This window comes from Neobacillus rhizosphaerae, from assembly GCF_050477885.1.
Lineage (GTDB): Bacteria > Bacillota > Bacilli > Bacillales > Cytobacillaceae > Neobacillus > Neobacillus rhizosphaerae_A.
Genome location: NZ_JBCNAC010000097.1, coordinates 1 through 25,986, shown reverse-complemented (window position 1 = coordinate 25,986; position 25,986 = coordinate 1). Strand labels below are relative to the sequence as shown.

Here is a 25,986-nt window from a genome sequence, read left to right as displayed (position 1 = left end):
GTTGGGCAGTATCCTTGCGAACTGCACCGCTATTTTCATGTACTAACAATTAAAAAGGTTTCTGCCTAGATCCGTATAACGGACCGGGACAGAGGGATGGAACATGCAAAAGAGTAACGGGATCCTCTGCCTTCAGAAGGGTCTTTTTATTTGCTCTTCAACTTCGTTTTATCTCCTCTCCCATAATAAAAGGAGGGAAAAGTGATGAAACAAACAACAGATTTCTTGAAAATGAAGGAAAATAATGAAAAGATTGTCATGTTGACCGCCTATGATTTTCCATCTGCTAAACAAGCAGAGCAAGGGGGGGTTGACATTATTTTAGTCGGTGACTCTCTGGGAATGGTTGTGCTTGGTTATGATTCTACAATTCCCGTGACGGTTGAGGACATGATTCATCATACGAAAGCTGTTAATAGAGGAGCTAAAGATACGTTTATTGTGGCAGATTTGCCATTTTTATCCTACCATTTATCTGTAAGAGATACCTTAATCAATGCTGGTAGACTCATGCAAGAAGCAGGAGCACATGCGGTTAAACTTGAAGGTGCAGATGAGGTTATTGAAAAAATTACTGCACTAACCCGAGCAGGTATTCCTGTTTGTGGCCATTTAGGCTTAACACCACAATCTGTTGGTGTATTAGGTGGGTATAAAGTTCAAGGGAAAGATGCGCTTGCTGCGAGAAAATTAATTGAAGATGCTAAAAAAGTGGAGGAAGCTGGTGCCTTTGCACTTGTCCTTGAATGTGTACCTAAGCAGCTTGCGGAGGAAGTTTCAAGGTCGATAGCCATTCCAGTTATTGGTATAGGAGCAGGGATGGATGTAGATGGGCAGGTCCTCGTCTATCATGATATTTTAGGATATGGTGTCGAACGTGTTCCTAAATTTGTAAAACAATACCATTCTGTCAATCCGTTTATGATTGAATCTATTCAAGCGTACGTATCTGATGTTAAAAAGGAAGTTTTTCCTGAGGATAAGCACACTTTTACAATGAAAGAAAATGAACTTAAGGTACTTTATGGAGGCAAGGAATGAAGGTCATTACAACCATTAAGGACATGCAGGCAGAAATCATGAATCAAAAGGCGTTAGCTAAGTCAATAGGCTTCGTTCCTACTATGGGGTTTCTGCATGAAGGGCACTTAACACTAATTAAGCAAGCAAGACAGGAAAATGATATTGTCGTCTTGAGCATATTCGTCAATCCATTACAATTTGGGCCAAAAGAAGATTTTTCATCCTATCCGCGAGATTTCGAACGGGACCGGGCTTTAGCTGAATGCGAACAGGTTGACTTTCTCTTTTATCCATCCGTAGAGGAAATGTATCCGAGTGCCTCATCTGTCAAAGTAGTCGTTCAAGAGCGAACGGACGTCCTATGCGGAAAATCCCGTCCAGGACATTTCGACGGAGTTGCAACTGTGCTGACAAAGCTGTTTCACATCGTCATGCCAACGAGGGCTTATTTTGGTATAAAGGATGCTCAACAAGTTGCAGTGGTTGAGGGATTAATTACTGATTTTAATTTTCCAGTTGAATTGATCGCTGTAGATATCGTTCGTGAAGAGGATGGGCTTGCAAAAAGCTCTCGAAATGTAAACTTATTTCCTGAAGAAAGACAACAGGCACCTGTTTTATATAAAAGCCTTCTGGCGGCAAAAAAAGCCATTGAAACTGGGGAATGTAATTCAGAAAAGCTAATTAAACAAATTACTGAAATGATCATTAGTGAATCCAGCGGCTTGATCGATTATGTTGAGATTCTTTCTTATCCACAGCTAAAACCACTGGAAAAATTAGAGGGTACCATAATTGTAGCACTTGCAGTAAAATTCTCTAAGGTTCGATTAATAGACAATTCCATTATTCATATAGAAGACTAGATAAAGGCATCCATAGGGGAGGAATACGATGTTTCGTACCATGATGAGTGGCAAAATCCATCGGGCAAAAGTAACAGAAGCAAATTTGAACTATGTGGGCAGTATTACTATTGATGAAGATATTTTAGATGCAGTAGGAATGACAGCCAATGAAAAAGTACAAATTGTTAACAATAATAATGGTGCAAGACTTGAAACCTATATTATTCCTGGTGAACGAGGAAGTGGTGTTATTTGTCTTAATGGTGCGGCCGCTCGCCTTGTCCAGGTAGGCGATATTGTTATCATTATTTCCTATGTCCTTGTACCAGAGGAAAAAATCAAGGTTCATACACCTAAGGTTGCGATTATGGATGAAAACAATCACATAAAACAACTCTTACATGCAGAACCAGCACTCACTATTATGTAGAAAAATCCCCATTTCGGGGATTTTTCTATTTATAATATGAATAATAAAATTAAGTGGATAACATTTAGTTTAAAGTAGAATTGTTTTCTTTTTAGTATTTTTGTGATACCGTTTAATGAACGAAGGTTTGGGGTGTAAATATCATGTTAAATAAATTCGTCGTTATTGATTTGGAAACTACAGGGAACCTTCCGAAAAAGGGTGATAAAATCATACAATTTGCTGCAGTTGTCATTGAAAACGGAACGATCACAGAGCAATTCTCGTCACTTATTAATCCTCTAAAGGCCATCCCTGCCTTTATTGAAGAATTGACAGGTATAAATGATGAAATGGTGAAGGGTGCCCCCTTATTTTCTGAGATTACAGAGAAGATCCATTCATTATTAGAAGATGCCTATTTTGTAGCTCATAATGTTTTGTTTGATTTATCATTTCTTCAAGAGGAGCTCATCCAAGCTGGCCATGAGGGATTTTATGGCCCTGTACTAGATACAGTTGAAATGGCAAGAATCCTATATCCAACTGCTGATGGGTATAAGCTTACTGATTTAGCTGAGAAAGAGAATTTGAGTCATGATCGTCCACATCAGGCTGATAGTGATGCACAGGTTACTGCTGAATTATTTTTAATTCTATTGAATCGGTTGACAGCACTGCCATCACTAACACTAAGGCAGATCACACACCTTTCAGGGGGATTAAAGAGTGATTTGCAACAGCTTTTAGATGAATTGTTGATAAAAAAGGATAAGAAACAAGATAAATTACCAGAAACTATTGAAATATTTAATGATATTGCCTTAAGAAAAAATCAGATTGAGACACAAGAGAAAGCGGCTGAGATGGACTTTTCTTACCCATTAACTGAAGAGGAAAAGACAAACGTTGTTAAACATGGCTTTGAAGTTTTTGAGAAAAGAACAGGCCAGTTTAAAATGATGGATACCGTTTATCAGGCGTTACAATCTCAAAGGCATGCTCTGATTGAAGCCGGAACAGGTGTCGGGAAATCCCTAGGCTATCTGTTACCTCTGGCTTATTTCACAAACATACATAAACATCCAATTGTTGTAAGCACACATACCATTCAACTTCAGGAACAAATTTTAAAAAAGGAAATTCCACTTTTGTCCGCTATTCTGCCTTTTAGTATTCGATCCGTTCTTTTGAAGGGGAGGAACCATTATTTAAGTCTGGAAAAGTTTTATCAAACACTAATGGACGAAAATGATAATTATGATACGACCTTAACAAAGATGCAAATACTAGTGTGGCTGACTGAAACGGAAACTGGCGATAAGGATGAATTGAATCTTTCTTCTGGGGGTCTGATTTATTGGAATAAGATTAAAAACGAGGCAACCGTGTATTCGCAAAATAAGCAGTGGCAAGAAAAGGATTTTTATATTAAAGCGAAAAGAGCTGCACATGAGGCAGATATCATCATTACCAATCATTCTTTATTACTAAGTGATATTAAGGGAGACGGCTCTATCCTACCTAATTTTGAGTATGTTGTGATAGATGAAGGCCATCATCTTGAAAAAGTGGCGGGACAATTTTTTGGCCATTCATTAGATTACTTATCCACACGGCTGCTTGTGGGTCAATTTGGCGTTTTTGAACAAAAACAGCTATTCTATGATCTGGAGAAATTGCTTTCGCAAACTACTGTTAAAAAGTTAAATTTCCAAACTCTTGAAGTGAATCAACTTGTTATTGATATTAACTATGAAATGGATGAGTTTTTTAAAATGATTGCTTTGTTTGCGAAAACAAAGCTTTCCAATAAAAAAGGATTCAATCGGGTTAAGGTCAGATATGCTCATTCAGACGGTGGCAAGGAAGGGAATGGGCTAAAGCATTGTGCAGAGAGATTTTCCTTTTTACTAAAAGATTTACACGCTAAAATTATTGAACGTCTTGATTTGATTAATAACGAGATAGATTCTTTCTCCATAGAACAGCAACATAAAATAGAAGAAATTTATATGTTCTTAAAAGAACTCATTGAACTTAGAGATACTATAATGAATTGTTTTATTAAAGAATCGAAAGACGTAAAATGGATTGAGATGGATACTCGTTCTCCTCAAAATGTGACAACATTTATTGCACAGCCTGCTTCTGTGGCTTCATCACTAAAGAAGTTCTTTTTTCAAAAGAAAAAGGCGGTTATCCTAACATCTGCAACTTTAACCGTTAATAACTCATTTGATTATATGATGAAGGAAATCGGGTTGGATAGCGACTCTCCAATTCAAATGACCATACCATCACCCTTTGAATATAACAAACAAGTTCAACTATTTATTCCTGAGGATTTACCAGAAGTAAATACAGTAACGTTAGATGACTATGTAATAGCAATAACCGAACATATTATTACCATTGCGGAAGCTACAAAAGGTAGAATGCTTATCCTTTTCACTGCATATGACATGCTTAAGAAAACCTATGAGTTGATTAAGGAAAGTGGTTTTTTAGATGAATTTGTCCTAATAGCTCAAGGGATAACAAGCGGAAGCCGAATGCGTCTTACGAGGAATTTTCAACGGTATGATAAAGCAATATTATTAGGTACGAGTAGTTTTTGGGAAGGAGTAGATATTCCTGGTGAGGATTTATCTTGCCTTGTGATCGTAAGATTGCCTTTTAGCCCACCAGATGAGCCATTAACGGAGGCAAAGTGCCAAATGATTGTACAAGATGGAGGAAATCCCTTCTCAGAGTATACTTTGCCTGAAGCTATTCTGCGTTTTAAACAAGGATTTGGACGGTTAATTCGCACTGAGAATGATCGGGGGGTTATGTTTGTTTTTGACAAAAGAATTATTACCACTAAATATGGTAAGTCATTTTTGAAATCCATACCCTCAGTTCCAATAAAGAAGGGAACAATTGATGAGCTTGTTCAACAGATACAGCCTTGGTTAAGTTAGGAGAATTTGATTTAAGCATTATACAGCATAAAATTTGGAAAATTACACATTCTATTCATAATGGGAGGAATGTGTATGAGAACACTGCTCATTTTATTAGCCCTATTTATCCCTTGTACATTTATTAAGGCTGAGGAACCAATTGACAATCAAGTGGAAAACATCGATTTACACTTAAATGACCATGAAGCTGCAGTCACTTTCTTGGGCCTTAAAGAAGGTGAAGCAGTGTTGCTTCAAGCCGCTCATGGTAAAAATATATTGTTCAATGTGGGTGGAAAAGGAACGAGGGCAGAACTAGAAGAAGGGCTTTCTCTTTATGATGTAAAAGAAATTTCAACTCTTTTCTTAACAAATGATGATGTATCGTTAAATAAAATCAATCAGTTAATTTCTAGTTATAACATAAAAGAAATAATCACAACTTCTGAAATCTCTGCCCAGCTGACTAATGAGTTAAAAACAAGTAATCATATTCCAATACTTGCGTGGGGAGCAGGGACAAAGAAGGAAATTCTTCCTGATTTGACAGCAGAAGTGGAATTTGTGGGAGAAGAATTAAATGAAGGTATGGACTTGAAATTGCAATTTTTTAACCATACTATTTTTTTGATGAGCTCCAATACTCCGCGAGCAGAACAAGTACTTATGAAGAAAAATTTGAGGAATATCAATGTTCTTAAGATACCCAATAACAATATGGAAGGATCTCTGTCAGATCAACTGATACAATATCTTAACCCTGAAATATCTATTCTATTCGAAGGGAATAATGGTATAGACACTAAAATCCTGCGTGATTTGAATGAAATTTGGTCAGAGGTCTATTCTACAAAAAAACATGGTACCGTAACAGTTAAATTCACCGAAAATAATTATGAGGTCGTTAGGATTCCAATAAAGTTAGATGAATAATCTACCTCTAAAAAATTCAATTAATTTAATTATTATTAATAACACGGTTTCAACTTATCCTGTTATAATAGTTAGAAAGATTCTTCACAAGCAGAGTTTTGATGGGAAAAGGAGAAATATGGATGGAAAGTAAAATTGAAGTTTTGTCTACAGTAAAAATTCAATACAGCTCTGATTTATATAAAATTGTTGATGCCTTAAATCGAACCTTAAAACAAAAAGATCTTATGTTTGGGCTTGCTCTTGATCAAGATGATAAAAATAAAGCGATTTTTACAATATATCGTACATAAAGAAGTGAACTAAAAGTGAAAAAGTGGATTCTCTCTATCGTCATATTTTTTGTAGTGCTTATTGGAATTTTGATTAAGGTGTATTTGTCTGCAATGAATCCAGTGAAGACCGCGGAAGAAAAAGCGGTTTTATTGGCAAGTAAAAAAGCTCAGTTAAGTGAATTGCAGGATTTTCATCTTTACAATGGCTTAGAGACAGTTAATGTCATTGAGGGGAAAAATAAAAAGGGTGACAAGATTATTGTTTGGATTCCTGAAAAAAGTAAGAAGGTTTTTGTAAAAAAAGCTAAAAATGGACTTTCTAAAGAAGAGGCTGTACAAAAACTGCTGCAGGAAAAGAACCCTAAAAAAATTATATCCGTTCGCCTAGGAATGGAAAAAAATATCCCATTATGGGAAATTTATTACCGTTCTGAAAATAATTTAATAAATTATTATTATGTTCACTTTGAAACAGGTGAGTGGCTAAAAAAAATTGAAAACCTATAATTAGGGATGGAGAATGGAGGAAGTATTGGTAATGGAATTAGCGCAAAGGGTGTTGGCACTTACACCTTCCACAACATTAGCTATCACGGCAAAGGCAAAGGAATTAAAGGAAAAAGGTGAAGATGTCATCGGATTAGGAGCGGGGGAGCCTGATTTTAATACTCCACAGCATATTTTAGACGCTGCAGTAACCTCAATGAATGAAGGATATACAAAATATACACCTTCAGCAGGATTGCCAGCGTTAAAACAGGCCATTATCAAAAAGTTTGCATCAGATCAAGGTTTAGCATACAAGCCAAATGAAATTATTGTAGGCAATGGTGCAAAACATGTACTCTATACTTTATTTCAAGTACTTTTAAATGATGGTGACGAGGTAATCATCCCGACTCCCTATTGGGTAAGCTACCCTGAACAGGTTAAATTGGCTGGTGGTGTTCCTGTTTATATTGACGGAATAGAACAAAATCAATTTAAAATTACTCCAGATCAATTAAAAAATAACATTACGAGCAAAACGAAAGCTGTAATTATCAATTCCCCAAGCAATCCTACAGGAGTATTGTATACTGCTGAAGAACTTTTAGAATTAGGTAAGGTATGCCTTGAAGAAGACGTTCTTATCGTCTCTGATGAGATATACGAAAAACTTGTTTATGGAAATCATAAACATGTTTCAATTGCAGAGCTATCTCCAGAACTGAAAAAGCAAACGATTATTATCAATGGTGTTTCAAAGTCTCACTCCATGACAGGGTGGAGAATTGGTTATGCGGCAGGGAATCAGCAGATTATCGAAGCAATGACTAACTTAGCAAGTCATAGCACGTCAAACCCAACAACCACTGCGCAATTTGCAGCAATTGCCGCCTATAATGGGCCACAAGAGCCGGTGGAGGAAATGCGAAAAGCCTTTGAAGATCGTTTAGAGATTATTTTTGATAAGCTAACGGCCATTCCCGGATTCACTTGTGTAAAACCACAAGGTGCATTTTACTTGTATCCAAATGTTAAAAAAGCAGCACAGATGACAGGATTTAATCATGTGGATGACTTTGTTGAAGCACTACTAGTAGAGGCAAAAGTGGCTGTCATTCCTGGTTCTGGTTTTGGAACACCTGATAATATCAGACTCTCTTATGCAACATCATTGGAACAATTAGAAAAAGCTGTTGAAAGAATGAGACAGTTTGTTGAAGAGAAAGCTCTATTATAGCCATGAGAAAAATAATTTAATAATCTATTATAAAAGTCTGCCTTATGCAGGCTTTTTGCTTTTCCTTTCCAAAGCTGGATGCCTAATACTCTTACTAGGAAGGATTGTTCGTGGTATACTAATCAGGAGGTGTCCAAAGATGAAAACAAATATTCTAGCATGGCTTCAAGAAGGGACAATAACGGTTCCCAGCTTATTATTTTCTGAATATCGAAATCTTAATTTAAATGAAACAGAACTTGTTCTTTTATTAAATATCCTAACCTTTTTAGAAAAAGGAAACGAATTTCCTACCCCAGAAGAACTTTCCGCTCGAATGACTATTTCCATTGCTGATTGTAATGAAATGTTAAGAAGATTGATTCAAAGAGGATTTATAGAAATCATAGATTCTTATTCGACTGATGGTATTCGTTATGAAACATACTCAGTTAATCCACTTTGGGAGAAACTTGTTGATCAATTCCTAATAAGCAAAAAAATGGTTAACAAACTGGAAAAAAAGACAGAAGAAACAGATCTTTATACTTGCTTTGAGAAGGAGTTTGGCCGCCCTCTATCACCATTTGAATGTGAATCTCTTGGTATGTGGATGGATGACGACCACCACGACCCTATCATAATAAAAGCAGCACTTAGAGAATCCGTTATGTCCGGAAAATTAAACTTTCGGTATATAGATAGAATTCTGTTTGAGTGGAAGAAAAACGGTATTAGAACCATTGACCAAGCGAAAAACCATGGCCTTAAATTCAGACAAAAGCAAGTACAAAAAGGAAATATTAAGGAAGATACACAACAACCATCTGTTCCTTTTTATAACTGGTTAGAGCAATAACAACAAACGAGAGAATCATCTCTCGTTTTTATTTAATGTTTATATTAGCTGTATTAAAGAACATTGCTAATTTTTATAACCTGTTGATTGGAGCGGAAGGCACGAAGACTCCTGTGGGAGTATGGTTCAGGGGAGACCCCGCAGGCGTGAGCGCCGAGGAGGCTCGCCGAAACACCCACGGAAAGCGAAGTGCCTGGAGCGGAAATCAACAGAAAGGTTACGAGAGGTATATTATTATTACAGGTAAGGTGAGCTCTTTGCTAAATAATACACAAATTCGATTTTGTTTAGACCAAATGGGAGTAATGTTTCCCGATGCACATTGTGAATTAAATCATTCCAATCCTTTTGAACTGGTTATTGCAGTGGCATTATCCGCACAATGTACAGATGTACTGGTTAATAAAGTGACAAAGAATTTATTTAAGAAATATAAAACACCAGAAGATTACTTAAATGTCCCACTTGAAGAGCTGCAAAATGATATTCGGTCTATTGGTCTTTATCGAAACAAAGCTAAAAACATTCAAAGTCTATGCAGAATGGTCCTGAATGAATACGGTGGAGAAATACCAAATGACAGAGATGAGTTAACCAAGCTTCCAGGAGTGGGGAGGAAAACAGCAAACGTCGTTGTGTCAGTTGCCTATAATATCCCTGCAATTGCTGTTGATACACATGTTGAAAGAGTAAGTAAGCGTTTAGGCATCTGTCGTTGGAAAGATTCGGTTTTAGAAGTTGAAAAAACGTTGATGAAAAAAGTTCCAAAAGAGGAATGGGGCGTTACTCATCATCGATTAATCTTTTTTGGAAGATATCATTGTAAAGCCCAAAATCCACAATGTCCAAGCTGCCCGCTGTTAGAGCTGTGCAGGGAAGGCAAGAAGAGGATGAAGGGAAAGGTCGAAAATCATGGATAAACAAAGCGATGCAGTCTCTACGATTTTGAGTGAATGGAAACAAATAGAAAGACAGCTTGAAAAACTATTTTCTGAACGTAACCAACAAAACACAAAAGAATCGATGGAAAAGGGAATTAACCTCTTTCTTCATTTTTTAATGGTTTCAAATGAAACTGACTACATCAAACATGGACCAATACCATATGAAAGTTTTCAATATAAGCCGGTTAATGTTGTAGAAAGGTTGGAGTTTATCCAATCAAGACCCACTTTGTTCCATTCATACCGACAGTTGTCTGAACTGATGTTGGAACAACAAAAGCTTTATGCAAAGAAATTAATAAAAAAATCGTCTAAGCCACTAGCCTAGACGATTTTTTTATTAAAATGATTCACGCGAGCCCGATCCTTGCCCACTTGAAGGAGTTCCAGGAAGTGTAGCCGGAGGAGTGGTTCCACCTTGGTCACCACCTTGGTCACCACCTTGGTCACCACCGTCATTCCCATTGCCGCCTCCATTGTTGTTGCCATTCCCATTACCGTTGCCATTCCCATTCCCATTTCCTTCACCATTGTTGCCATTCCCATTTCCTTGGTCAATTTCAGGAGTAGGAATCTCAATGGCTGTAGTTGCAGGGTCACTCTTTTTATTATCTACCATTGCAAGAATGGAGAAAGAATATTTTGCTCCTGGAATTGCAGGTATCATTAATGTAGTTTCTGCTTGAGTGAGTTTCTTTTGAGCAGAACCATCATTGACAGTAATTTCGAACGTAACTGGTAAGTTTTTAGGGTTATTGTAATTCCATGTTAATGTAATGTTTTTAGTAACTTCATCATATTTTGCAGCTGCGTTTGCTGGAGCCTCAAGTTTGGTATACTTTTCGGATACCTTTTTAGGAGCATGCCCTTTTACAGCATATTCTGTAGTGATTTCACTATCCGGTGTATATTCACTTGCAAGTACAGGAGGCATAGATCCTTTTTCAATTCTAACTTTTTGCACACTGTTAGGCATCTTGAAATCAGGTGTTTCGATATCTTTTGAGACATGAGCCATCAGATTTTTAAAGATTAGCTGTGCAATTCTTTGATTGTCTCCAACCGCTTTAATTGGTGTTGAGCGGTCTTTGTATCCTGTCCAAATTGATGCAGTGTAATTAGTAGTATAGCCAGTAAACCAGGCATCTGGGACAGAGCTGCTGCTTTTAATATTCCATTTCTTCATTTCTTCATCTGTATAATTCGTTGTTCCTGTTTTTCCGGCAATTGGAAGGCCTGGTACTTTTGCTCTTGTTCCTGTTCCAGGAGATACGAGAACACTTTTTAGCATATCTGTAACCATAAAGGCAGTTGAATCCTTCATGACTACCTTTGGTTTAGGTTCAGAGCTAATCATTGTACCATCACGCAATTTAATTTTATTTATAGCATGTGGTTTCGTATAAAGACCATCATTTCCAAATGCGCTATAGGCTCCAGCCATTTCTAGAGGGGAAACACCGACGGTTTTCCCGCCGAATCCTCCAATGGCATAGGATTCATAAATTTCTTTTAAAGGAATACCAAGACCTAAAGCAAATTCCATTGCTTTATCTAATCCCACTTGTTGTAGTGCCTGGACGGCAGGGGTGTTCCTTGATAATTGAAGGGCAGTTCTAATCGTCATTGGACCTTTATACTTTTGGTCCCAGTTTCCAAACTTTTTACCAGAAGAATACGTTATTGGTTTATCCTCAATCATTTCATACGTTCCCCAATTTAAGTATTCAATCGCAGGTCCATAATCAAGAACAGGCTTTATCGTTGATCCTGGCTGGCGCTGAGTATCGATCGCGTAGTTAAAACCGCGTTTTACCTGCTGGTTTCTTCCACCACCAATCGCCCGAATTTCTCCTGTTTTTGTATCTAATAGAGCAATACCTGCTTGAAATTCCTCATCTGGGTAGTTAATAATTCCTTCTTTGGAATTGAGGATTTTTTCAACATAATCTTGGGCATTCGTATCTAAGGTTGTATAAATCGTTAAACCATCTGTAAAAATATCAAAATCGGTCGTTGCTTTTACTTCATCAATAACAGCATCAACAAATGAACCGTATGGATCTTCATCTACCTTACGCTGATCCGGTGGTAAGACTGTGGATGCAACAGAAACCTTTTTAGCCTCATCCATTTGTTCTTTAGTGATATATCCATGCTGATGCATTAATGTTAAGACAATGTTCCGTCTTTTCTCAGCTAAGTCAGGATGTGTAAATGGATTATAATTATTGGGACTTTGAGGCATCCCTGCAATTTGAGCTGCTTCTGATAACGTTAAATCCTTTAGTTCTTTGCCATAATAAATTTTTGCCGCAGTAGCAATACCGTGACTGTTTTGCGATACAAATACCTTATTTACATACATCTCAAAAATTTGGTGTTTTGTATATTGCTGTTCAAGCTTATAAGAAAGCCAAGCTTCCTGAACTTTTCGCTTTAATGTTTTTTCATGAGTTAAAAATGAGTTTTTAACTACCTGCTGGGTAATGGTACTACCGCCTTCTGCACCAAAACCGTGTTGCAAGTTTGCAATAACGGCTCCTCCAAGGCGAATGGGATCAATACCGTGGTGTTTGTAAAAACGATAATCTTCTGTCGCTAAGATGGCGTTTTCTACTTGCTTAGGTATGTCCTTATAATTAACATATTCGCGGTTTACGGCACCTACTTCGGTGATCGGCTTGCCATCTTTATCTAATATTTTAGAAGGGATTGGATCTTTCAATAGTTTAGGGTCAAGTTCTGGAGCATCCTTTACTAAATAGGCGAAAGTTCCAATTCCAGTAATAATACCTACAATTCCAAGAACAACAAGACTCAAAAATATTTTTTTAAAAATTCCGCCTGATTTTTTCTTGGCTTTTGGTTTACCTTTGGATTGGAGTTTCTTTCGGCGCTCCTCTCTTGATTTGTATTGTTCAGACATATTATAATTCCTTCCTTTCTACCTTACACTTTACCACTTTTAGAAAATCTACAGTCTTTCTATTACTTTAATATAGTCAATTCTAGGTTGAAATCCAAGTGGAATGCGATGACCCTTTTCTTCAATTTCTTCTTTGGTAATTGATTTTCTACCACCGCTCAACATTCGTTCCCAATACATTAACAAATGTTTTGCTTCTAACAGGTAAACTTGTTCAAATTTGGAAAAACGAAGAATAACGAAACAAATACCTCCCTGAGTAATAACCTCTTCCATATGCTGAATTTGGTGCTCGTGGAAGTTTTTTAATGGAAAGGAGGTAGGGTTTTGCGTTTCCTTTGCTTCAAAATCAATATATTTACCTTTATATACCCCATTATAATCAGTAGTAGACGCAAGCTTAAAATAAGCTTCTTTAATAACTGCAGCGCTTCGATTTGGATAGTCAACCTGAACGATTTGAACAGGTGTAGGTTTTTTGTGAATCACGGCAATTTTTCTTACACGATAGAATTCATTTGTTTCATTTAAATCTTCTTCTAGTGTCATACCTCGGTTACTATAAGAACTATTTTTCTTTTTTTTGATTGTATTCCCAGATTCCGGTTCCTTAGGTTTGTACTTTTTTCCATTTGGATAGTTAAAATTCATATTTTTGCACCTCTCAAGCTATTCCCTATCATACCAAATCTTAGAGTAATTGAGGTGTATAAAATATAGTTGTTAACACACTCTAATAACAATTGTACCGTGAAAGTCATACATAATCATGATTCATTTTTCTTAAAAGGCATAAATCCATAGGACTCATACTCTATTAAAAAATATAAGGGAAGATGAACAATGAATATGAATCACCTAACGATACAGGAACAAACAATCATTCGTCAAATTATACATGAAACGAATAAGAAAAACATTGATAACGTATCTAGAACAGAAGCCTATTTAACATATTTTAAGAAAAATTCTGATATCATTTGGTCCTTCCTTGCAAGTATGGTTTCAAGAAACGGCGGTTGGAATATGTGTGACCTCGAGGGACCCATATTTCCGCATCTTTTAGCAGAAAAAGTAAGGAAACAGCTATTCCTTACCTACGAGCGAGCTAACTGGCTTATTTTTCATGACGTTTTTCCACAATTGCTGCTCTATCAATATTCGACGAAAATAAATCGACCAATGTTTCATTTACTTCCCTATTTCAATGTATCTTCCTTTATACAAAGGGAATGGCAGAGATACTGGATTAATAATGATAAGGAAAGGCTCACAAGGGCTTTGATAATTAATGAACAAAATGTGATCCATACACCTGTGATTGAGCATCCTGTGTATAAGAAAAAGGTCTTTCATTCAATGATTTTTTCTTTCCAGGATTGGCTTCATTTTAGCTGTGTACTGTTTCCAACATGCGGGGGAGAAGTATATGGTGCTAGTGTTAATGGGTTTAAATCATTATCGAAGAGAATAAATTTAGGTAAGAGATTGGCGAGTATTCTTTTTCATCCCAGGCTGTTCCCATACTTTTTGGAGTTTGCTGAGAAAACACCGCATACTGGATCAAGATATGATTATGAAAAGTATTTTAAGAATAAGACAGTAAGAAGGACACCGATACTTAGAGCAACCTTTCCAGTAATTGAACATCATCAGCGGTCTTACGAGGACTGGAGCTTAGAGAGACGAGTATCTCCAGTTTGGTTATATTTCCCTGCCCGCCATCGACATCCTATTCATCTTACAGATTGGTATTTTAAAAAATCACACCAGCTTCAATTAATACTGTCACTCCAACAAGTATTGCAATTAAAGAAGTGGGAATAAAAAAGCAAGGTTTCCCTTGCTTTTTTGGCTTTTTTTACTCTGCTGGGCGATTAGGGCCTTCTAGCTTTTTATCACCATAGCCTGTTCTTTTTGCTGGTTCTGATTGTGTTTGTTTAGTGGTTTGGTTTGTCTTCTTTGCCATTTTTGAAACACCTCCAATAGTAGCTTGTGCGGTTTTTCAATTTTTCATGCGAACTTAAAATTGTCGAAATGACATTGCAAACATGCAGTTTTGACACTATCTTTGACGAATTGCTTCTAGTTTTGTCATGCCGGAAGGAAGCCTATAAAAGAAGGAGAATTATATCTAATAGAATAATGCGAGGAGGATTTATAAATGAATAAGCCGCTGTCCGAAAAGGAAAAATTGCTTACTATGCTGACAGAAATATACGATCAATTAGAAGAATTGGAGTCCGTTCTTGAAGCATCTTTCTCCGACCTTCGCTACAGTTTAAATCAAGAGGAACAGGAAAAATTAACGATACCCGTTCAAAAACTTTCAGCCATAGAAAATATAATAGAAAACCAAAGTGCTGCTCATGGCATATTAGATGAGTACTCAGACAACAACCAAGTAGCAAAAGCCCTAAAACTTGAATTAGGATTTTAAAAACCGCTAAAATGATAGTACTTGCCAAAAGTAGCAATGGGAACTGCTACTTTTTTATTTTGTATAAGTAGAAGGGAATAAAAGAAATGTTAGAAGAAATTTTCCATTTAACAGAAAAACTTTTGAATTATAACCAATTATTCATGAAATATTACCAGGAAGGTCGGAATACAGGCATAAAGTATGAATTTAACGATGTAATTAAACCATTTTCAGATGAAGTGAAAGGCATAAATGAAGAGTGGAAAAAGGAAATGAAAAAATGGCTGACAGTGGCCGATCATAAACATCTGCATTTAAAGCAAATTGACACGACATCAGAACATATTGAACAATTATCCATCCAAGCCTTCTTTCCTGAAACTAGTAGAACAAGGTTTTTAAATGCTCATCGTACAGTAGACTATTTCTTGCAGGAAGTTATAAAAGAAATAAAAAAATAGAAAAGAGATGCTGAGGCATCTCTTTAATAGGTGTTTTATGAATTTTCGATGAGGGAGTTTTCGCTTTCTGTCTTGGGTATTGCCGCACCTTGATTTTCAAGTTCACGGACAAGTAGGCGATATTCTTTTATGCTAATTTCGTTATGAATATACGCTTTCTTAGCAAAATCCATTAATGCGTTAACGTCATCTGTTTGATAGTCCCGACTTTGAATAAATTTGCTTTTTAATTCGTGAATGTCCATATTTAGCTCCTCCTTCATCCTTTTTACTATCGTAACACGAAAAGAAAGGATTCCTAGTTTTTAAAATATTTAAACTTTAGACAAAATTCTTCTTTATTAGACAATGTCCTTTGCTATAGTCTGTGTTAAAGAACAATGTTGGTTTTTATACCCTGTTGATTGGAGCGGAAGGCGCGAAGACTCCTGTGGGAGTACGGTTCAGGGGAGACCCCGCAGGCGCAAGCACCGAGGAGGCTCGCCGAAACGCCCACGAACCGCTCGCGCCTGGAGCGCAAATCAACAGACTAGTTTAACAGAGCATTGCTATAAAATAATCACCTTTTCATTGGTTTTTCATAAACTGTGTAATAGAGAATGATAAAGAGGAGATGTTTGCCCATGATCGGTGGAAAAGGACCAAATCATTTCTTTAATTATGGATACTCGGGGCAAATGATGCACCAAGATCCGGTAAGCACTCAATGGCAGCAACCGTATATGAATCGAAATCAGCCATATCCTTACCAAACGCAACTTCAAAATAATGAATGGAATCCCTATCAACAACAAAATCCATACTATCCACAATCTTTTCAGCCATATAATCAAAACTATCAACCAGGCTATGTTCCACAAAATGTGCCATACCAGAATCAACAATATTCTCAAAAGGACTCGCAATTTCTTTTCCAAAACCCGTTACAGCCAAAGGAGGAAATGAATCCTACTCAATCCTACGTGCCCATGAATGGATACCCGATGATGAATCCTTATCCAAAATCAAATATGATGCCTAAACAACCTGGTGGTGTCCAATCGTTATTAAATTCCTTTAAGTCACAAGATGGATCGGTAGATTTTACCAAGATGGTCAATACGGCAGGACAAATGATGAATGCTGTTAATCAAGTATCATCACTTGTAAAGGGATTTGGTGGAATTTTTAAAGTATGATAGAAGAGGCTGACTCATTGAGTCAGCCTCTTTGTTTTTTAATCTTCTATGTCAATAGCCCTTCCTTTTTCCTGTGGGATTCTAATTTGTAATAAACCGTCCCTGTATGAGGCTTTTACCATTTTTTCGTTGATTGCATGTGGAAGTGTAATGGTCCGTGACGATTGTTGTTGAATAAATTTTTGGCGGTATGTTTTATTTATGTCGTCTTCCTCTGTTTCTAGCTCTTTATTCTCCACTAAAATGGTTACATAATTCCCGGTAATATTCAAATGGATTTGCTCTTTTTTTACTCCAGGAAGTTCAGCTTTAATAAGATATTCATTTCCCGTCTCAACTGTTTCTACATGAAAACCAGAACCAACTGGAAAAGGAGTTTTAAAGAAATCATCAATTGATTGCAAAAATCCCCTTACTGGTTTTTCAGTGAAGAAATCATTCATCGATTTAAATAGTTCACGAAATGGCTCAGGCAATGGTTTCTTTCCGTTGTTTTTATCTTCAGGCAGCATAGATGACATAATGGTTCCTCCTCTTTCCAATATCTCACTCCATATATTATGCAGATCAAACTAGGGAGGTGCCGCCATAATATGGCAATAAACTTTTGAACGATTTTTTACAAATCGAATTTCTGTGATATATATCACATTAAAAACGGAAGATTGTTTGTATGCTAGGCAGTAGTTTTAGGAAAGTGAGGAAAAATACATGTTCTGTTATCAATGTGAGCAAACACCATCAGGTGGTTGTAAAGTTATTGGAGTATGTGGAAAAGATGAAACCATTGCCAGTTTACAAGATACGATTATTTTTGGATTAAAAGGTATAGCAGCCTATCGCACACATGCTAATCAATTGGGTTATACAGATGCTTTTGTAGATGCAACAACACATGAAGCATTATACTTAACATTAACCAATTCTAACTTTAACGTGCAGGAACATATCGACATGGCGATGAAAGTGGGGCAGGCAGCTGTCCGTGTGATGGGAATGCTTGATGAAGCCCATACAAAACGTCTAGGCATACCTGAACCTATCCGTGTAAGTCAAAATAAAATTGAGGGTAAATGTATTGTTGTTACTGGGCATAATCTTTTTGCATTAGAAGAGTTATTAAAGCAAACAGAAGGAATGGGCATAAATATTTATACCCACTCTGAAATGCTGCCCGCTCATGGTTATCCTGCATTAAAGAAATATACCCATTTAAAAGGTAATATCGGTAAAGCATGGTATGATCAGCGTCGTCTTTTTGAGGCATTTCCAGGTGCTATACTGGCAACTACTAACTGTGTTATGCCTATTAAAGGAACTTATGCGGATAGGATGTTTACATATGAAGTGGCCGGACTAGAGAATGTAGAAAAAATTATGAACGATGACTTTTCTCCTTTAATTGAGAGAGCGTTAGAACTTCCTGAAGCGGCAGTAGATTCTAATGAAACATTACTAACTGGGTTTCATCATGAAACGGTTTTAGGTTTAGCACCTGAGGTAATTGAGGCAGTAAAAGCAGGGAAGATTAAGCGGTTCTTTGTAATTGCTGGATGTGATGCTCCTGGGCATGGAGGTGATTATTACAGTGAACTTGCAACATCCCTGCCACCAGAAGCAGTTATTTTAACCACCTCTTGTGGAAAATTCCGCTTTAATGATGTGGATTATGGGGTTGTTCCTGGGACAAATATTCCAAGATACATCGATCTTGGGCAATGTAATAACTCCGGTTCAACGGTGAAAATTGCAATGGCATTAGCTGATGCCTTTGAATGTGAAATTAACGAGCTTCCAGTAAGTATTGTATTATCTTGGTTTGAACAAAAAGCGGTTGCTATTCTTCTAGGACTTTTCAGCTTAGGAATCCAAGATATCCGCATTGGACCTAAGCCGCCAGAATTTATTTCTGAAGGAGTTCTTCAGGTCCTCCAGGAAACATTTAACTTAAAATTAATTGGTACGGCAAAAGAAGATATGGAAGAAATGCTTCAGCTTGCTGTAAAATAACAAAAAACCCGTCATTTGGCGGGTTTTTGTTGATTAATTAGATTAAATGAATTTCTTCCATTAATATTTCTATATCAACGATCATATTACCTTCTTCATCTACTTCGATTAATTCATCCTTTTTCATCTTAGTGAGTGTTCGGCTGATAGTTTCACGTGTGGTACCAATCATGTTGGCCAAGTCTTTATTGGTGAATTCTGATTTTAATAGAATGGTTCCATCACCTTTTTCTTGACCATGCTTTTGTGCAAGACGAATGATCAGTTTGATAATTTGTTCATACGTATTATTCAAAATTTGTTCTTCTAATCGGTTTTGTAAATCTACAATTTTTTCACCAAGTACCTTAAACACTTTAATACATAGTTCAGGGTTTTCTATGAGCACGGATTCAAATTTTGATATGGGAACAGCAATTAGTGTCGATGGTTCGATAACTTCAGCATAAGCAGGGTAATCTCCTTTTCTGAAAAAACCAACATGAGGAAACATTTCCCCTTTTTTTGCTATGGCTACAATTTGTTCTTTCCCATTAATATCACTTTTGTAAATTTTAATTTTGCCATCATAAATAAAATAAACATTTTCAAGCGGGTCACCTTGAAGGAACACATGGCTCTGTTTTTTCCAGTCTCGGGCAATAGCGATTTCGGTTACTTTTGTTAATTCTAGATCATTTAATTCTCGAAATAGGGAGAATTCTGCCAGAACTTTCTTAATTGCTTCTATTTTCATTCCATCACCTACAAAATTATTTCAGTTAACTTCTATTGTAACAAAAATTCCATCAATAGTTTATTTTTATGATATACTTTTTTTACGAACGTTCATTCGCTGGAATAGATGTAACGAGGTGAAGAGCATGTATGGAAAGAAAAGTCTGCAAGAAATGTTAATAGAATTGAAATTAAAAGAGGATTTTAAAAGAAATATTGTTACTTGGCATACGATCCCGGAAAAACCAGCACAATCTGTTTCACTCCCAGACGAGCTGCACCCGGTGTTGATACAATCACTAAAAACAAAGGGAATAGAGCAGCTGTATACCCATCAAAAATCAGCTTATGAGAAAACTATAGCTGGGAAAAGCATCGTTGCTGTTACACCGACGGCTTCAGGGAAAACCCTTTGCTATAACCTCCCAGTTCTGCAATCAATTCTAAAGAATCCTAATTCGAGAGCACTGTATTTATTCCCTACTAAAGCGCTCGCTCAGGACCAAAAAAGTGAAATAAATGAAATTATTCAAGCAGCAGGAGTAGATATAAATAGTTACACGTATGATGGCGATACACCTGCAAATATTCGCCAAAGGGTAAGACAAGCAGGACATGTAGTGATTACAAATCCTGATATGCTTCACTCAGCGATTCTTCCGCATCACACAAAATGGGTCTCTCTTTTTGAAAACCTGAAATTCATTGTTATTGATGAACTCCATACATATCGAGGAGTGTTTGGAAGTCATGTTGCCAATGTAATTAGAAGATTAAAGAGAATTTGTCGTTACTACGGAAGTAACCCCGTTTTTATTTGTACATCTGCAACCATAGCAAATCCATTAGAACTAGCAGAGAAATTAACAGAAGAAAAAATGTGTCTAATTGATAATAACGGTGCTCCAAGTGGTAGAAAGCATTTTCTCTTTTATAATCCCCCTATTGTAAACAAGCCGTTAAATATTAGAAGAAGTGCAACTCTAGAGGTTCGAAAAATAGCGGGAGAATTGTTAAAAAATAAAATTCAAACCATTATTTTCGCGAGAAGTAGAGTAAGAGTTGAAATCATCCTGACATATTTGCAAGAGTTGGTAAAGAATCAGTTAGGGGACAAGTCGATAATGGGCTATCGCGGAGGATATCTTCCAACAGAGAGAAGAAAAATTGAGAAGGGGCTGCGCTCAGGGGAGATATACGGTGTTGTCAGCACAAATGCACTTGAATTAGGAGTTGATATCGGCCAACTCCAGGTCTGCATTATGACTGGATATCCAGGAACCATTTCCAGCGCTTGGCAGCAGGCAGGAAGGGCAGGAAGGCGTCATGGAGAGGCTCTTGTTATAATGGTGGCAAGTTCAAGCCCACTTGATCAATATATCATTCAAAACCCTGCATACTTTTTGGAAAAGAGCCCTGAGACAGCTAGGATAAACCCTGATAACCTGATTATCTTGATTGACCATATGAAATGCGCTGCTTACGAGCTCCCATTTAAAGCAGGAGAACAGTTTGGAACTGTTGGGACGGAAGAACTATTGGAGTATTTAACAGAGGAAAGAGTTCTATATCGGAATGGGGATAAATGGTTCTGGATGAATGATTCATTCCCTGCACATAATATTAGTTTGCGTTCGGCATCTCAAGAGAATGTGATCATTGTTGACCAATCGGATGTGGCGAATGTGAAAGTAATTGGAGAAATGGACCGTTTCTCGGCAATGACACTCCTACATGATGAGGCTATCTATCTGCATCAAGGTACCCAATACCAAGTGGAAAAATTGGATTGGGAAGAAAAAAAGGCGTTCGTGAGGGAAGTGGACGTAGACTATTTTACAGATGCTAATTTAGCCGTTCAATTAAAAGTATTAGAAGTGGACAAACTCCTACCATTGCAGGAGGCAGAGATAGGTTTTGGCGATGTAAGTGTAAGGGCTATGGCAACAATTTTTAAAAAAATCAAATTTGAAACACACGAAAATATCGGCTCCGGGCCCATCTATCTTCCAGAAGAAGAGCTTCATACGAATGCGGCTTGGATTTCATTAAATAGACCACTTGGTGAAATGGGACATGAACGGCTTGAACAAGGACTGATTGGTACAGCGCATGCACTGAGGTCTATCGCTCCTCTATTTGTAATGGCTGACCCTCAAGACATCCATGTGATACCACAAGTAAAAGCGGATCATAATGAAAAGCCAACCATATTCTTCTATGATCGGTATCCAGGTGGAATTGGTTTAAGTGAGAAATTATACACTGGGATGTCAAAGGTGTTCATAGAAACAAAATACATGATTAATCGGTGTCAATGTGAATCAGGATGTCCATCATGTATTGGAACAGACACAGTAAGTGAGACAGCTAAAAAGGATGCCTTAAACATTCTTGAAGCATTTCTTCGTGTTTCGGAAATAGACAAGGATGTGGAGTCATGTCTTTAAAAACTAAATTGAATCGGCTAAAACCTCATTTATCAGCAGGAGTAACAGGAGAGGTTAAAAAACCTCTCCCAACAGAGATTCCTGTCAAAGAAGTTCCCTATCGGAAACGATGGGAGCAAGAAGGTGTTTATCCTTATTTTATGGATCAGGATTACTGTTTAATTAGAGAAGTGAGATATCCACTTTCCCAAAAGCATGGACAATACTGTTTTCGTGATTTTCTCACCGCTGTTGATGTATGGAATAAACAGTCTATTAATCATCCCTTGTCAGCACAAGGACACCACGCGGAGGAATTATTCTTTTTTGACACAGAGACAACAGGTCTTGGTGGTGGAGTGGGGAATACAATCTTTTTACTTGGATATGCTAGTTTTTCTGGAGAAGAGCTGATTTTGAGGCAACATATTCTTCCACATCCGGGAGCAGAGGTTCCTTTATACCAAAGCTTTTTGGAAAACGTCAATTATAAAACATTAGTTACCTATAATGGAAAATCGTTTGATTGGCCACAGGTGAAAACAAGACACATGCTTATAAGAGAGCATGTACCTAAGCTACCGAAATTTGGTCACTTTGATTTATTCCATGCTGCAAGAAGGCTATGGAAGCACAAATTGGAGCGCTTAAAACTGTCAATTGTTGAAAAAGAGGTTTTAGGCGTTGAAAGAATAGACGATATTCCAGGATTCTTAGCACCGATGATTTATTTTGATTTTATTGACAGTAATCATCCTGATGGGATGCTTGGTATTTTAAAACATAATGAAGTTGACATCCTTTCGCTCGTTACTTTGTATACCCATTTAACCTTTCAATTGTGTGGAATCGATAGAAATCAGACAAGGGCTGAAACATATGAGGTGGGTCGTTGGTTTTCCACCTTAGGAGAGAAGCAGGAAGCTGAAAAAGTATTGACCAAGCTTACTTCAGAAAGAGATGTCACGTCCTTTCAGGCAAAGCTTACCCTTGCGAATCAATTGAAAAAAGATCGTAATTGGGAGCAAGCTCGGATATTGTTCGAGGATGTTGTCGAATCGAATGAGGAAGAGATGATAATAATAGCTTGTGTAGAACTAGCTAAAATTTTTGAACATAGACAAAAAGAGTACCATTTTGCAATTGAATATTGTCAAAAAGCGATATACTTACGAACTCAATCGGAAAATCTGAAGTCTAAGAAGGATCAGTTATCTTTGGAGCAGCTTGAAATCAGGTTAAAACGTTTAGAGCGAAAATTTGCGAAATTTCCCAGGTAAGCGCAAAATTCGTCAAAATCATTAGTTAATTGTCTATTTTCGGCATGGTTCGATTAATTGCCACAAAATCTTAACAATTTATTATAAAAAACCAGCAATTCCATATTGTTTATTGTAGGCGAAAAAGGTAAAATGTGAAATTGGATTGAGAAAAAAAACGACTTTAAACTTATGGAGCTGGTAATATTGTATAAAGCAATTTTATTCTTATTTTTTATTGTCGTATGTTTGACTGCTGTTGTTTTTACAAGCTTGAAAGATAGCTTTTATTCGATGTTATAGATTGCTTGTCCATTTAAACATTAATAAACGATCAGACTTTTTAGATTCTCTGATTTGTAAAAAATAGGTGTTTTCCTTAGTACAAGAGTAACTCCTTCAACATAGGCTGTTAATGTAAACAGAATATTTGAAGGGAGAGCATTATAATGTATTTAGGAACTAATTTTATGCCGCCAGTCATTCATCCGACACAACAAATTGTGAACCACACATTTTCAACAACGGTGGTGCCACATATTCATCCAGTACACACTACAACGGTAAATCACCATATGTACCAACATAAACACTTCTGCCCACAAACAGCATCATGTTGCGAAGAGGAATGTAATCAGCATATTAACTGCTGTAACCCATGTGCACCAGGTGTTATGCCAGCTGCAATGCCTGCTCCAAATGCCGTGCCAAATATGATGCCAGGTATGGGAGCACCAGGTTTTGCACCAGGTGGCCCAGGTTTCGCACCAGGTGGCCCAGGTTTTGGCCCAGGTGCACCAGGCTTCGCACCAGGACCATTCATGGGACCTCGTCCTTAAGAAGACTGTTCCAATCGCAAGGGCTTTTAGCCCTTGTTTTTTTATATTTACTTTATTGTATGCTTGCTTTATAAAAATGTTTGTCCTATTTAAAAAATTTCTTATATAAAGGAGAACATTCTTTGATAAAAGTCCTTGCGATTTCAGGATATAAACCATTTGAATTAGGAATTTTTAAGAAGGATCATCCATCTGTTCATTATATTAAAGCTGCTTTTAAGCAGGCATTATTACCTATAGTGGAACAGGGTTTAGAATGGGTCCTTATAAGCGGACAATTGGGAGCAGAATTGTGGGCAGCAGAAGTTTTGTTTGATTTACAAACGGATTATCCCGAGCTTAAACTGGCAGTCATCACCCCTTTCCTTGACCAGCAGGCATCTTGGAATGAAAATAATAAAGAATGGTACGAATCCGTTCTTGCAAGAGCAGATTTTATTGATTCTGTAACAAAAAAGGGATATGAAAAACCATGGCAATTTAGATTAAAAAATCAATTTTTTATTGAAAAGAGCGACGGTCTTCTCCTGTTTTTTGATTTGGAAAAAGAGGGGAGCCCAAAATACCTCTATGAAATGGCTATTCAGTTTCAAAAAGATCACGGGTACCCTGTAGAGTTAATTACGTTTTACGATTTACAAATGATTGTCGAAGAAGAACAGTTAAAACAAATGGATTATTAAGGTATTTTTAGTACTCTATTTGCATATTTTTAGAATGTTTCATAAATCATTCATTTCTCAAAACAAAAGAAAATTGACAAAAGAACATATTTTTGAAAAAATAATAGGTAATGATTGGCGAATACTGAGGTGATTTTAATGCTTTCCGATAAAGTTAAGTTAACGGCTAAAGATATTTTAGAAAAAGAGTTTAAGACAGGTGTACGTGGTTATAAACAAGAAGACGTTGATAAATTTTTAGATCTAATTATTAAGGATTATGAAACCTTTCATCAGGAAATCGAGGATTTACAGCAAGAAAATCTTAGACTTCGTAAACAAGTAGAAGATAGTTCGAAAAGACAGCCTGTGGCACAACCGGCTGGAACGACTAACTTCGATATTTTAAAGCGATTATCTAACTTAGAAAAACATGTTTTTGGCAATAAACTCTACGATTAATAGGTTGTACTGTCATTTCCTAATAATAACCATTGAATAAACAGCATGAATTACATATAATAATAAATGTCTTCATTAATGACGTTCGGGTAATCGCTGCAAGGTGCTTTTGCAACTTGTAGAGGAAAGTCCATGCTCGCACGAGCTGCGATGCTCGTAGTGTTCGTGCCTAGCGAAATCATAAGCTAGGGCATCTGGGTCTAGCATCCAGTTGACGGCCGGGAAAATACCTAAGTCCTTTAGGATATGGTATGAATACCTATAAAAGTGCCACAGTGACGTAGCCTTTCTAGAAATGGAAAGGGTGGAACGGGTAAACCCCACGAGCGAGAAACCCAAATTATGGTAGGGGCGCTTTCTCTGAGGAATTGAACGAGGAGAAGGACAGATTCTTTGTGAATCTGTAGATAGATGATTACCACCTAAGTACGAGACTAAAAGTCGCTTGCAGTACTATGGTACAGAACATGGCTTACAGAACGTTATTAATGGGAAAGTATGCTGGATATAACGGCTCTCCTAATATGGGGGGCTTTTTTATTATTTAGAATGTGTAAAAGAACACTGTTGATTTTTACACCCTGTTGATTGGAGCGGAAGACGCGAAGACTCCTGTGGGAGTATGGTTCAGGGGAGACCCCGCAGGCGCAAGCGCCGAGGAGGCTCACCGAAAC

General features: G+C 37.1%; 27 protein-coding genes and 1 other RNA gene. 22 read left to right on the top strand and 6 right to left on the bottom strand.

Going from position 1 to position 25,986, the window contains the following annotated elements; translation table 11 throughout:
• The first annotated feature begins 204 nt into the window (after positions 1 to 204).
• The 11 genes from panB to ABES03_RS13345 all read left to right on the top strand — a co-directional run bounded on the left by panB (position 205) and on the right by ABES03_RS13345 (position 10,272).
• Complete coding sequence (gene panB / locus ABES03_RS13395; protein WP_430117762.1) at positions 205 to 1,041, top strand: 3-methyl-2-oxobutanoate hydroxymethyltransferase; 837 nt, start codon at positions 205 to 207, stop codon at positions 1,039 to 1,041.
• Positions 1,038 to 1,889 (top strand): pantoate--beta-alanine ligase, encoded by an 852-nt coding sequence (gene panC / locus ABES03_RS13390; protein WP_430117761.1) that lies wholly within the window; start codon positions 1,038 to 1,040, stop codon positions 1,887 to 1,889. Before panB ends, panC begins: the two co-directional genes overlap by 4 nt.
• A 28-nt stretch (positions 1,890 to 1,917) precedes the next feature.
• Complete coding sequence (gene panD, locus ABES03_RS13385) at positions 1,918 to 2,301, top strand: aspartate 1-decarboxylase (RefSeq protein WP_430117760.1); 384 nt, start codon at positions 1,918 to 1,920, stop codon at positions 2,299 to 2,301.
• 143 nt (positions 2,302 to 2,444) lie between these two features.
• Positions 2,445 to 5,246: an ATP-dependent DNA helicase DinG gene (gene dinG, locus ABES03_RS13380; protein WP_430117759.1), complete on the top strand. Its 2,802-nt coding sequence runs from the start codon at positions 2,445 to 2,447 to the stop codon at positions 5,244 to 5,246.
• Between the two features lie 75 nt (positions 5,247 to 5,321).
• Complete coding sequence (locus ABES03_RS13375; RefSeq protein WP_430117758.1) at positions 5,322 to 6,161, top strand: hypothetical protein; 840 nt, start codon at positions 5,322 to 5,324, stop codon at positions 6,159 to 6,161.
• A gap of 122 nt (positions 6,162 to 6,283) precedes the next feature.
• Entirely contained in the window at positions 6,284 to 6,454 is a 171-nt protein-coding gene (locus ABES03_RS13370; protein WP_308083403.1) for a YpmA family protein, read from the top strand.
• Positions 6,455 to 6,586: 132 nt separating this feature from the next.
• Positions 6,587 to 6,943 carry a DUF5590 domain-containing protein gene (locus ABES03_RS13365; protein ID WP_430117757.1) on the top strand — a complete coding sequence of 119 codons (357 nt, stop codon included), beginning with the start codon at positions 6,587 to 6,589 and terminating at the stop codon, positions 6,941 to 6,943.
• 31 nt (positions 6,944 to 6,974) lie between these two features.
• The gene (locus tag ABES03_RS13360; RefSeq protein WP_430117756.1) at positions 6,975 to 8,162 is read left to right on the top strand and encodes a pyridoxal phosphate-dependent aminotransferase; all 1,188 of its coding nucleotides are present in this window, start codon (positions 6,975 to 6,977) and stop codon (positions 8,160 to 8,162) included.
• 139 nt (positions 8,163 to 8,301) lie between these two features.
• Entirely contained in the window at positions 8,302 to 9,000 is a 699-nt protein-coding gene (locus tag ABES03_RS13355; protein ID WP_430117755.1) for a DnaD domain protein, read from the top strand.
• A gap of 257 nt (positions 9,001 to 9,257) precedes the next feature.
• Positions 9,258 to 9,920, top strand: a complete 663-nt coding sequence (nth, locus tag ABES03_RS13350; protein ID WP_430117774.1) for an endonuclease III — start codon at positions 9,258 to 9,260, stop codon at positions 9,918 to 9,920.
• Complete coding sequence (locus ABES03_RS13345; protein WP_430117754.1) at positions 9,913 to 10,272, top strand: YpoC family protein; 360 nt, start codon at positions 9,913 to 9,915, stop codon at positions 10,270 to 10,272. Before nth ends, ABES03_RS13345 begins: the two co-directional genes overlap by 8 nt.
• A gap of 12 nt (positions 10,273 to 10,284) precedes the next feature.
• Here ABES03_RS13345 and ABES03_RS13340 read toward each other — a convergent pair whose 3' ends face one another.
• Together ABES03_RS13340 and recU are read right to left on the bottom strand one after the other, a co-directional pair.
• On the bottom strand, positions 10,285 to 12,873 hold the full coding sequence (locus ABES03_RS13340; protein WP_430117753.1) for a transglycosylase domain-containing protein: 2,589 nt from the start codon (positions 12,871 to 12,873) through the stop codon (positions 10,285 to 10,287).
• 48 nt (positions 12,874 to 12,921) lie between these two features.
• Entirely contained in the window at positions 12,922 to 13,524 is a 603-nt protein-coding gene (gene recU, locus ABES03_RS13335; protein ID WP_430117752.1) for a Holliday junction resolvase RecU, read from the bottom strand.
• 198 nt (positions 13,525 to 13,722) lie between these two features.
• Between recU and ABES03_RS13330 the strand changes: the two genes are divergently transcribed.
• The 3 genes from ABES03_RS13330 to ABES03_RS13320 all read left to right on the top strand — a co-directional run bounded on the left by ABES03_RS13330 (position 13,723) and on the right by ABES03_RS13320 (position 15,756).
• Positions 13,723 to 14,700 carry a DUF2515 family protein gene (locus ABES03_RS13330; protein ID WP_430117773.1) on the top strand — a complete coding sequence of 326 codons (978 nt, stop codon included), beginning with the start codon at positions 13,723 to 13,725 and terminating at the stop codon, positions 14,698 to 14,700.
• Between the two features lie 337 nt (positions 14,701 to 15,037).
• Positions 15,038 to 15,313, top strand: a complete 276-nt coding sequence (locus ABES03_RS13325; RefSeq protein WP_430117751.1) for a hypothetical protein — start codon at positions 15,038 to 15,040, stop codon at positions 15,311 to 15,313.
• Between the two features lie 86 nt (positions 15,314 to 15,399).
• A complete protein-coding gene (locus ABES03_RS13320) occupies positions 15,400 to 15,756 on the top strand; it encodes a DUF1798 family protein (protein WP_430117750.1) in 357 nt (118 codons plus the stop codon).
• Positions 15,757 to 15,791: 35 nt separating this feature from the next.
• Here ABES03_RS13320 and yppF read toward each other — a convergent pair whose 3' ends face one another.
• Together yppF and ABES03_RS13310 are read right to left on the bottom strand one after the other, a co-directional pair.
• Positions 15,792 to 16,001, bottom strand: coding sequence for a YppF family protein (gene yppF, locus ABES03_RS13315; protein WP_308083413.1), 210 nt, complete (start codon positions 15,999 to 16,001; stop codon positions 15,792 to 15,794).
• A gap of 409 nt (positions 16,002 to 16,410) precedes the next feature.
• Positions 16,411 to 16,689: a hypothetical protein gene (locus ABES03_RS13310; RefSeq protein ID WP_430117775.1), complete on the bottom strand. Its 279-nt coding sequence runs from the start codon at positions 16,687 to 16,689 to the stop codon at positions 16,411 to 16,413.
• Here ABES03_RS13310 and ABES03_RS13305 point away from each other — a divergent pair.
• Positions 16,620 to 16,934, top strand: a complete 315-nt coding sequence (locus tag ABES03_RS13305) for a YppG family protein (RefSeq protein WP_430117772.1) — start codon at positions 16,620 to 16,622, stop codon at positions 16,932 to 16,934. The genes ABES03_RS13310 and ABES03_RS13305 overlap by 70 nt on opposite strands.
• Before the next feature lie 38 nt (positions 16,935 to 16,972).
• Here ABES03_RS13305 and ABES03_RS13300 read toward each other — a convergent pair whose 3' ends face one another.
• Positions 16,973 to 17,455, bottom strand: a complete 483-nt coding sequence (locus ABES03_RS13300) for an Hsp20/alpha crystallin family protein (RefSeq protein ID WP_430117749.1) — start codon at positions 17,453 to 17,455, stop codon at positions 16,973 to 16,975.
• A 190-nt stretch (positions 17,456 to 17,645) separates the two neighbouring features.
• Here ABES03_RS13300 and hcp point away from each other — a divergent pair, with 190 nt between their 5' ends.
• Positions 17,646 to 18,944 carry a hydroxylamine reductase gene (hcp, locus tag ABES03_RS13295; protein ID WP_430117748.1) on the top strand — a complete coding sequence of 433 codons (1,299 nt, stop codon included), beginning with the start codon at positions 17,646 to 17,648 and terminating at the stop codon, positions 18,942 to 18,944.
• A 37-nt stretch (positions 18,945 to 18,981) separates the two neighbouring features.
• Here the strand turns inward: hcp and ABES03_RS13290 are convergent, their stop codons facing one another.
• Positions 18,982 to 19,680: a Crp/Fnr family transcriptional regulator gene (locus ABES03_RS13290; protein ID WP_430117747.1), complete on the bottom strand. Its 699-nt coding sequence runs from the start codon at positions 19,678 to 19,680 to the stop codon at positions 18,982 to 18,984.
• Between the two features lie 127 nt (positions 19,681 to 19,807).
• On the opposite strand from ABES03_RS13290, the gene ABES03_RS13285 reads away from it, so the two are divergent.
• From ABES03_RS13285 to rnpB, 6 genes are all read left to right on the top strand, one after another.
• Positions 19,808 to 22,111: a DEAD/DEAH box helicase gene (locus tag ABES03_RS13285; protein ID WP_430117746.1), complete on the top strand. Its 2,304-nt coding sequence runs from the start codon at positions 19,808 to 19,810 to the stop codon at positions 22,109 to 22,111.
• Complete coding sequence (locus ABES03_RS13280) at positions 22,102 to 23,370, top strand: ribonuclease H-like domain-containing protein (protein ID WP_430117745.1); 1,269 nt, start codon at positions 22,102 to 22,104, stop codon at positions 23,368 to 23,370. Before ABES03_RS13285 ends, ABES03_RS13280 begins: the two co-directional genes overlap by 10 nt.
• Positions 23,371 to 23,798: 428 nt before the next feature.
• Positions 23,799 to 24,188, top strand: a complete 390-nt coding sequence (locus tag ABES03_RS13275; RefSeq protein WP_430117744.1) for a CotD family spore coat protein — start codon at positions 23,799 to 23,801, stop codon at positions 24,186 to 24,188.
• Positions 24,189 to 24,313: 125 nt separating this feature from the next.
• On the top strand, positions 24,314 to 24,871 hold the full coding sequence (locus ABES03_RS13270) for a DUF1273 domain-containing protein (protein WP_430117771.1): 558 nt from the start codon (positions 24,314 to 24,316) through the stop codon (positions 24,869 to 24,871).
• Between the two features lie 138 nt (positions 24,872 to 25,009).
• Positions 25,010 to 25,312, top strand: a complete 303-nt coding sequence (gpsB, locus tag ABES03_RS13265; RefSeq protein WP_308083421.1) for a cell division regulator GpsB — start codon at positions 25,010 to 25,012, stop codon at positions 25,310 to 25,312.
• 81 nt (positions 25,313 to 25,393) lie between these two features.
• Positions 25,394 to 25,792: RNase P RNA component class B (gene rnpB, locus ABES03_RS13260), an RNA gene on the top strand.
• Positions 25,793 to 25,986: the final 194 nt, after the last annotated feature.

Bases quoted from the DNA above. Each gene is read 5' to 3' on its own strand.
- panB (WP_430117762.1), top strand. From the start codon at position 205: ATGAAACAAACAACAGATTTCTTGAAAATGAAGGAAAATAATGAAAAG.
- panC (WP_430117761.1), top strand. From the start codon at position 1,038: ATGAAGGTCATTACAACCATTAAGGACATGCAGGCAGAAATCATGAAT.
- panD (WP_430117760.1), top strand. From the start codon at position 1,918: ATGTTTCGTACCATGATGAGTGGCAAAATCCATCGGGCAAAAGTAACA.
- dinG (WP_430117759.1), top strand. From the start codon at position 2,445: ATGTTAAATAAATTCGTCGTTATTGATTTGGAAACTACAGGGAACCTT.
- ABES03_RS13375 (WP_430117758.1), top strand. From the start codon at position 5,322: ATGAGAACACTGCTCATTTTATTAGCCCTATTTATCCCTTGTACATTT.
- ABES03_RS13370 (WP_308083403.1), top strand. From the start codon at position 6,284: ATGGAAAGTAAAATTGAAGTTTTGTCTACAGTAAAAATTCAATACAGC.
- ABES03_RS13360 (WP_430117756.1), top strand. From the start codon at position 6,975: ATGGAATTAGCGCAAAGGGTGTTGGCACTTACACCTTCCACAACATTA.
- ABES03_RS13355 (WP_430117755.1), top strand. From the start codon at position 8,302: ATGAAAACAAATATTCTAGCATGGCTTCAAGAAGGGACAATAACGGTT.
- ABES03_RS13345 (WP_430117754.1), top strand. From the start codon at position 9,913: ATGGATAAACAAAGCGATGCAGTCTCTACGATTTTGAGTGAATGGAAA.
- ABES03_RS13340 (WP_430117753.1), bottom strand. From the start codon at position 12,873: ATGTCTGAACAATACAAATCAAGAGAGGAGCGCCGAAAGAAACTCCAA.
- recU (WP_430117752.1), bottom strand. From the start codon at position 13,524: ATGAATTTTAACTATCCAAATGGAAAAAAGTACAAACCTAAGGAACCG.
- ABES03_RS13330 (WP_430117773.1), top strand. From the start codon at position 13,723: ATGAATCACCTAACGATACAGGAACAAACAATCATTCGTCAAATTATA.
- ABES03_RS13325 (WP_430117751.1), top strand. From the start codon at position 15,038: ATGAATAAGCCGCTGTCCGAAAAGGAAAAATTGCTTACTATGCTGACA.
- ABES03_RS13320 (WP_430117750.1), top strand. From the start codon at position 15,400: ATGTTAGAAGAAATTTTCCATTTAACAGAAAAACTTTTGAATTATAAC.
- yppF (WP_308083413.1), bottom strand. From the start codon at position 16,001: ATGGACATTCACGAATTAAAAAGCAAATTTATTCAAAGTCGGGACTAT.
- ABES03_RS13300 (WP_430117749.1), bottom strand. From the start codon at position 17,455: ATGTCATCTATGCTGCCTGAAGATAAAAACAACGGAAAGAAACCATTG.
- hcp (WP_430117748.1), top strand. From the start codon at position 17,646: ATGTTCTGTTATCAATGTGAGCAAACACCATCAGGTGGTTGTAAAGTT.
- ABES03_RS13290 (WP_430117747.1), bottom strand. From the start codon at position 19,680: ATGAAAATAGAAGCAATTAAGAAAGTTCTGGCAGAATTCTCCCTATTT.
- ABES03_RS13285 (WP_430117746.1), top strand. From the start codon at position 19,808: ATGTATGGAAAGAAAAGTCTGCAAGAAATGTTAATAGAATTGAAATTA.
- ABES03_RS13280 (WP_430117745.1), top strand. From the start codon at position 22,102: ATGTCTTTAAAAACTAAATTGAATCGGCTAAAACCTCATTTATCAGCA.
- ABES03_RS13275 (WP_430117744.1), top strand. From the start codon at position 23,799: ATGTATTTAGGAACTAATTTTATGCCGCCAGTCATTCATCCGACACAA.
- gpsB (WP_308083421.1), top strand. From the start codon at position 25,010: ATGCTTTCCGATAAAGTTAAGTTAACGGCTAAAGATATTTTAGAAAAA.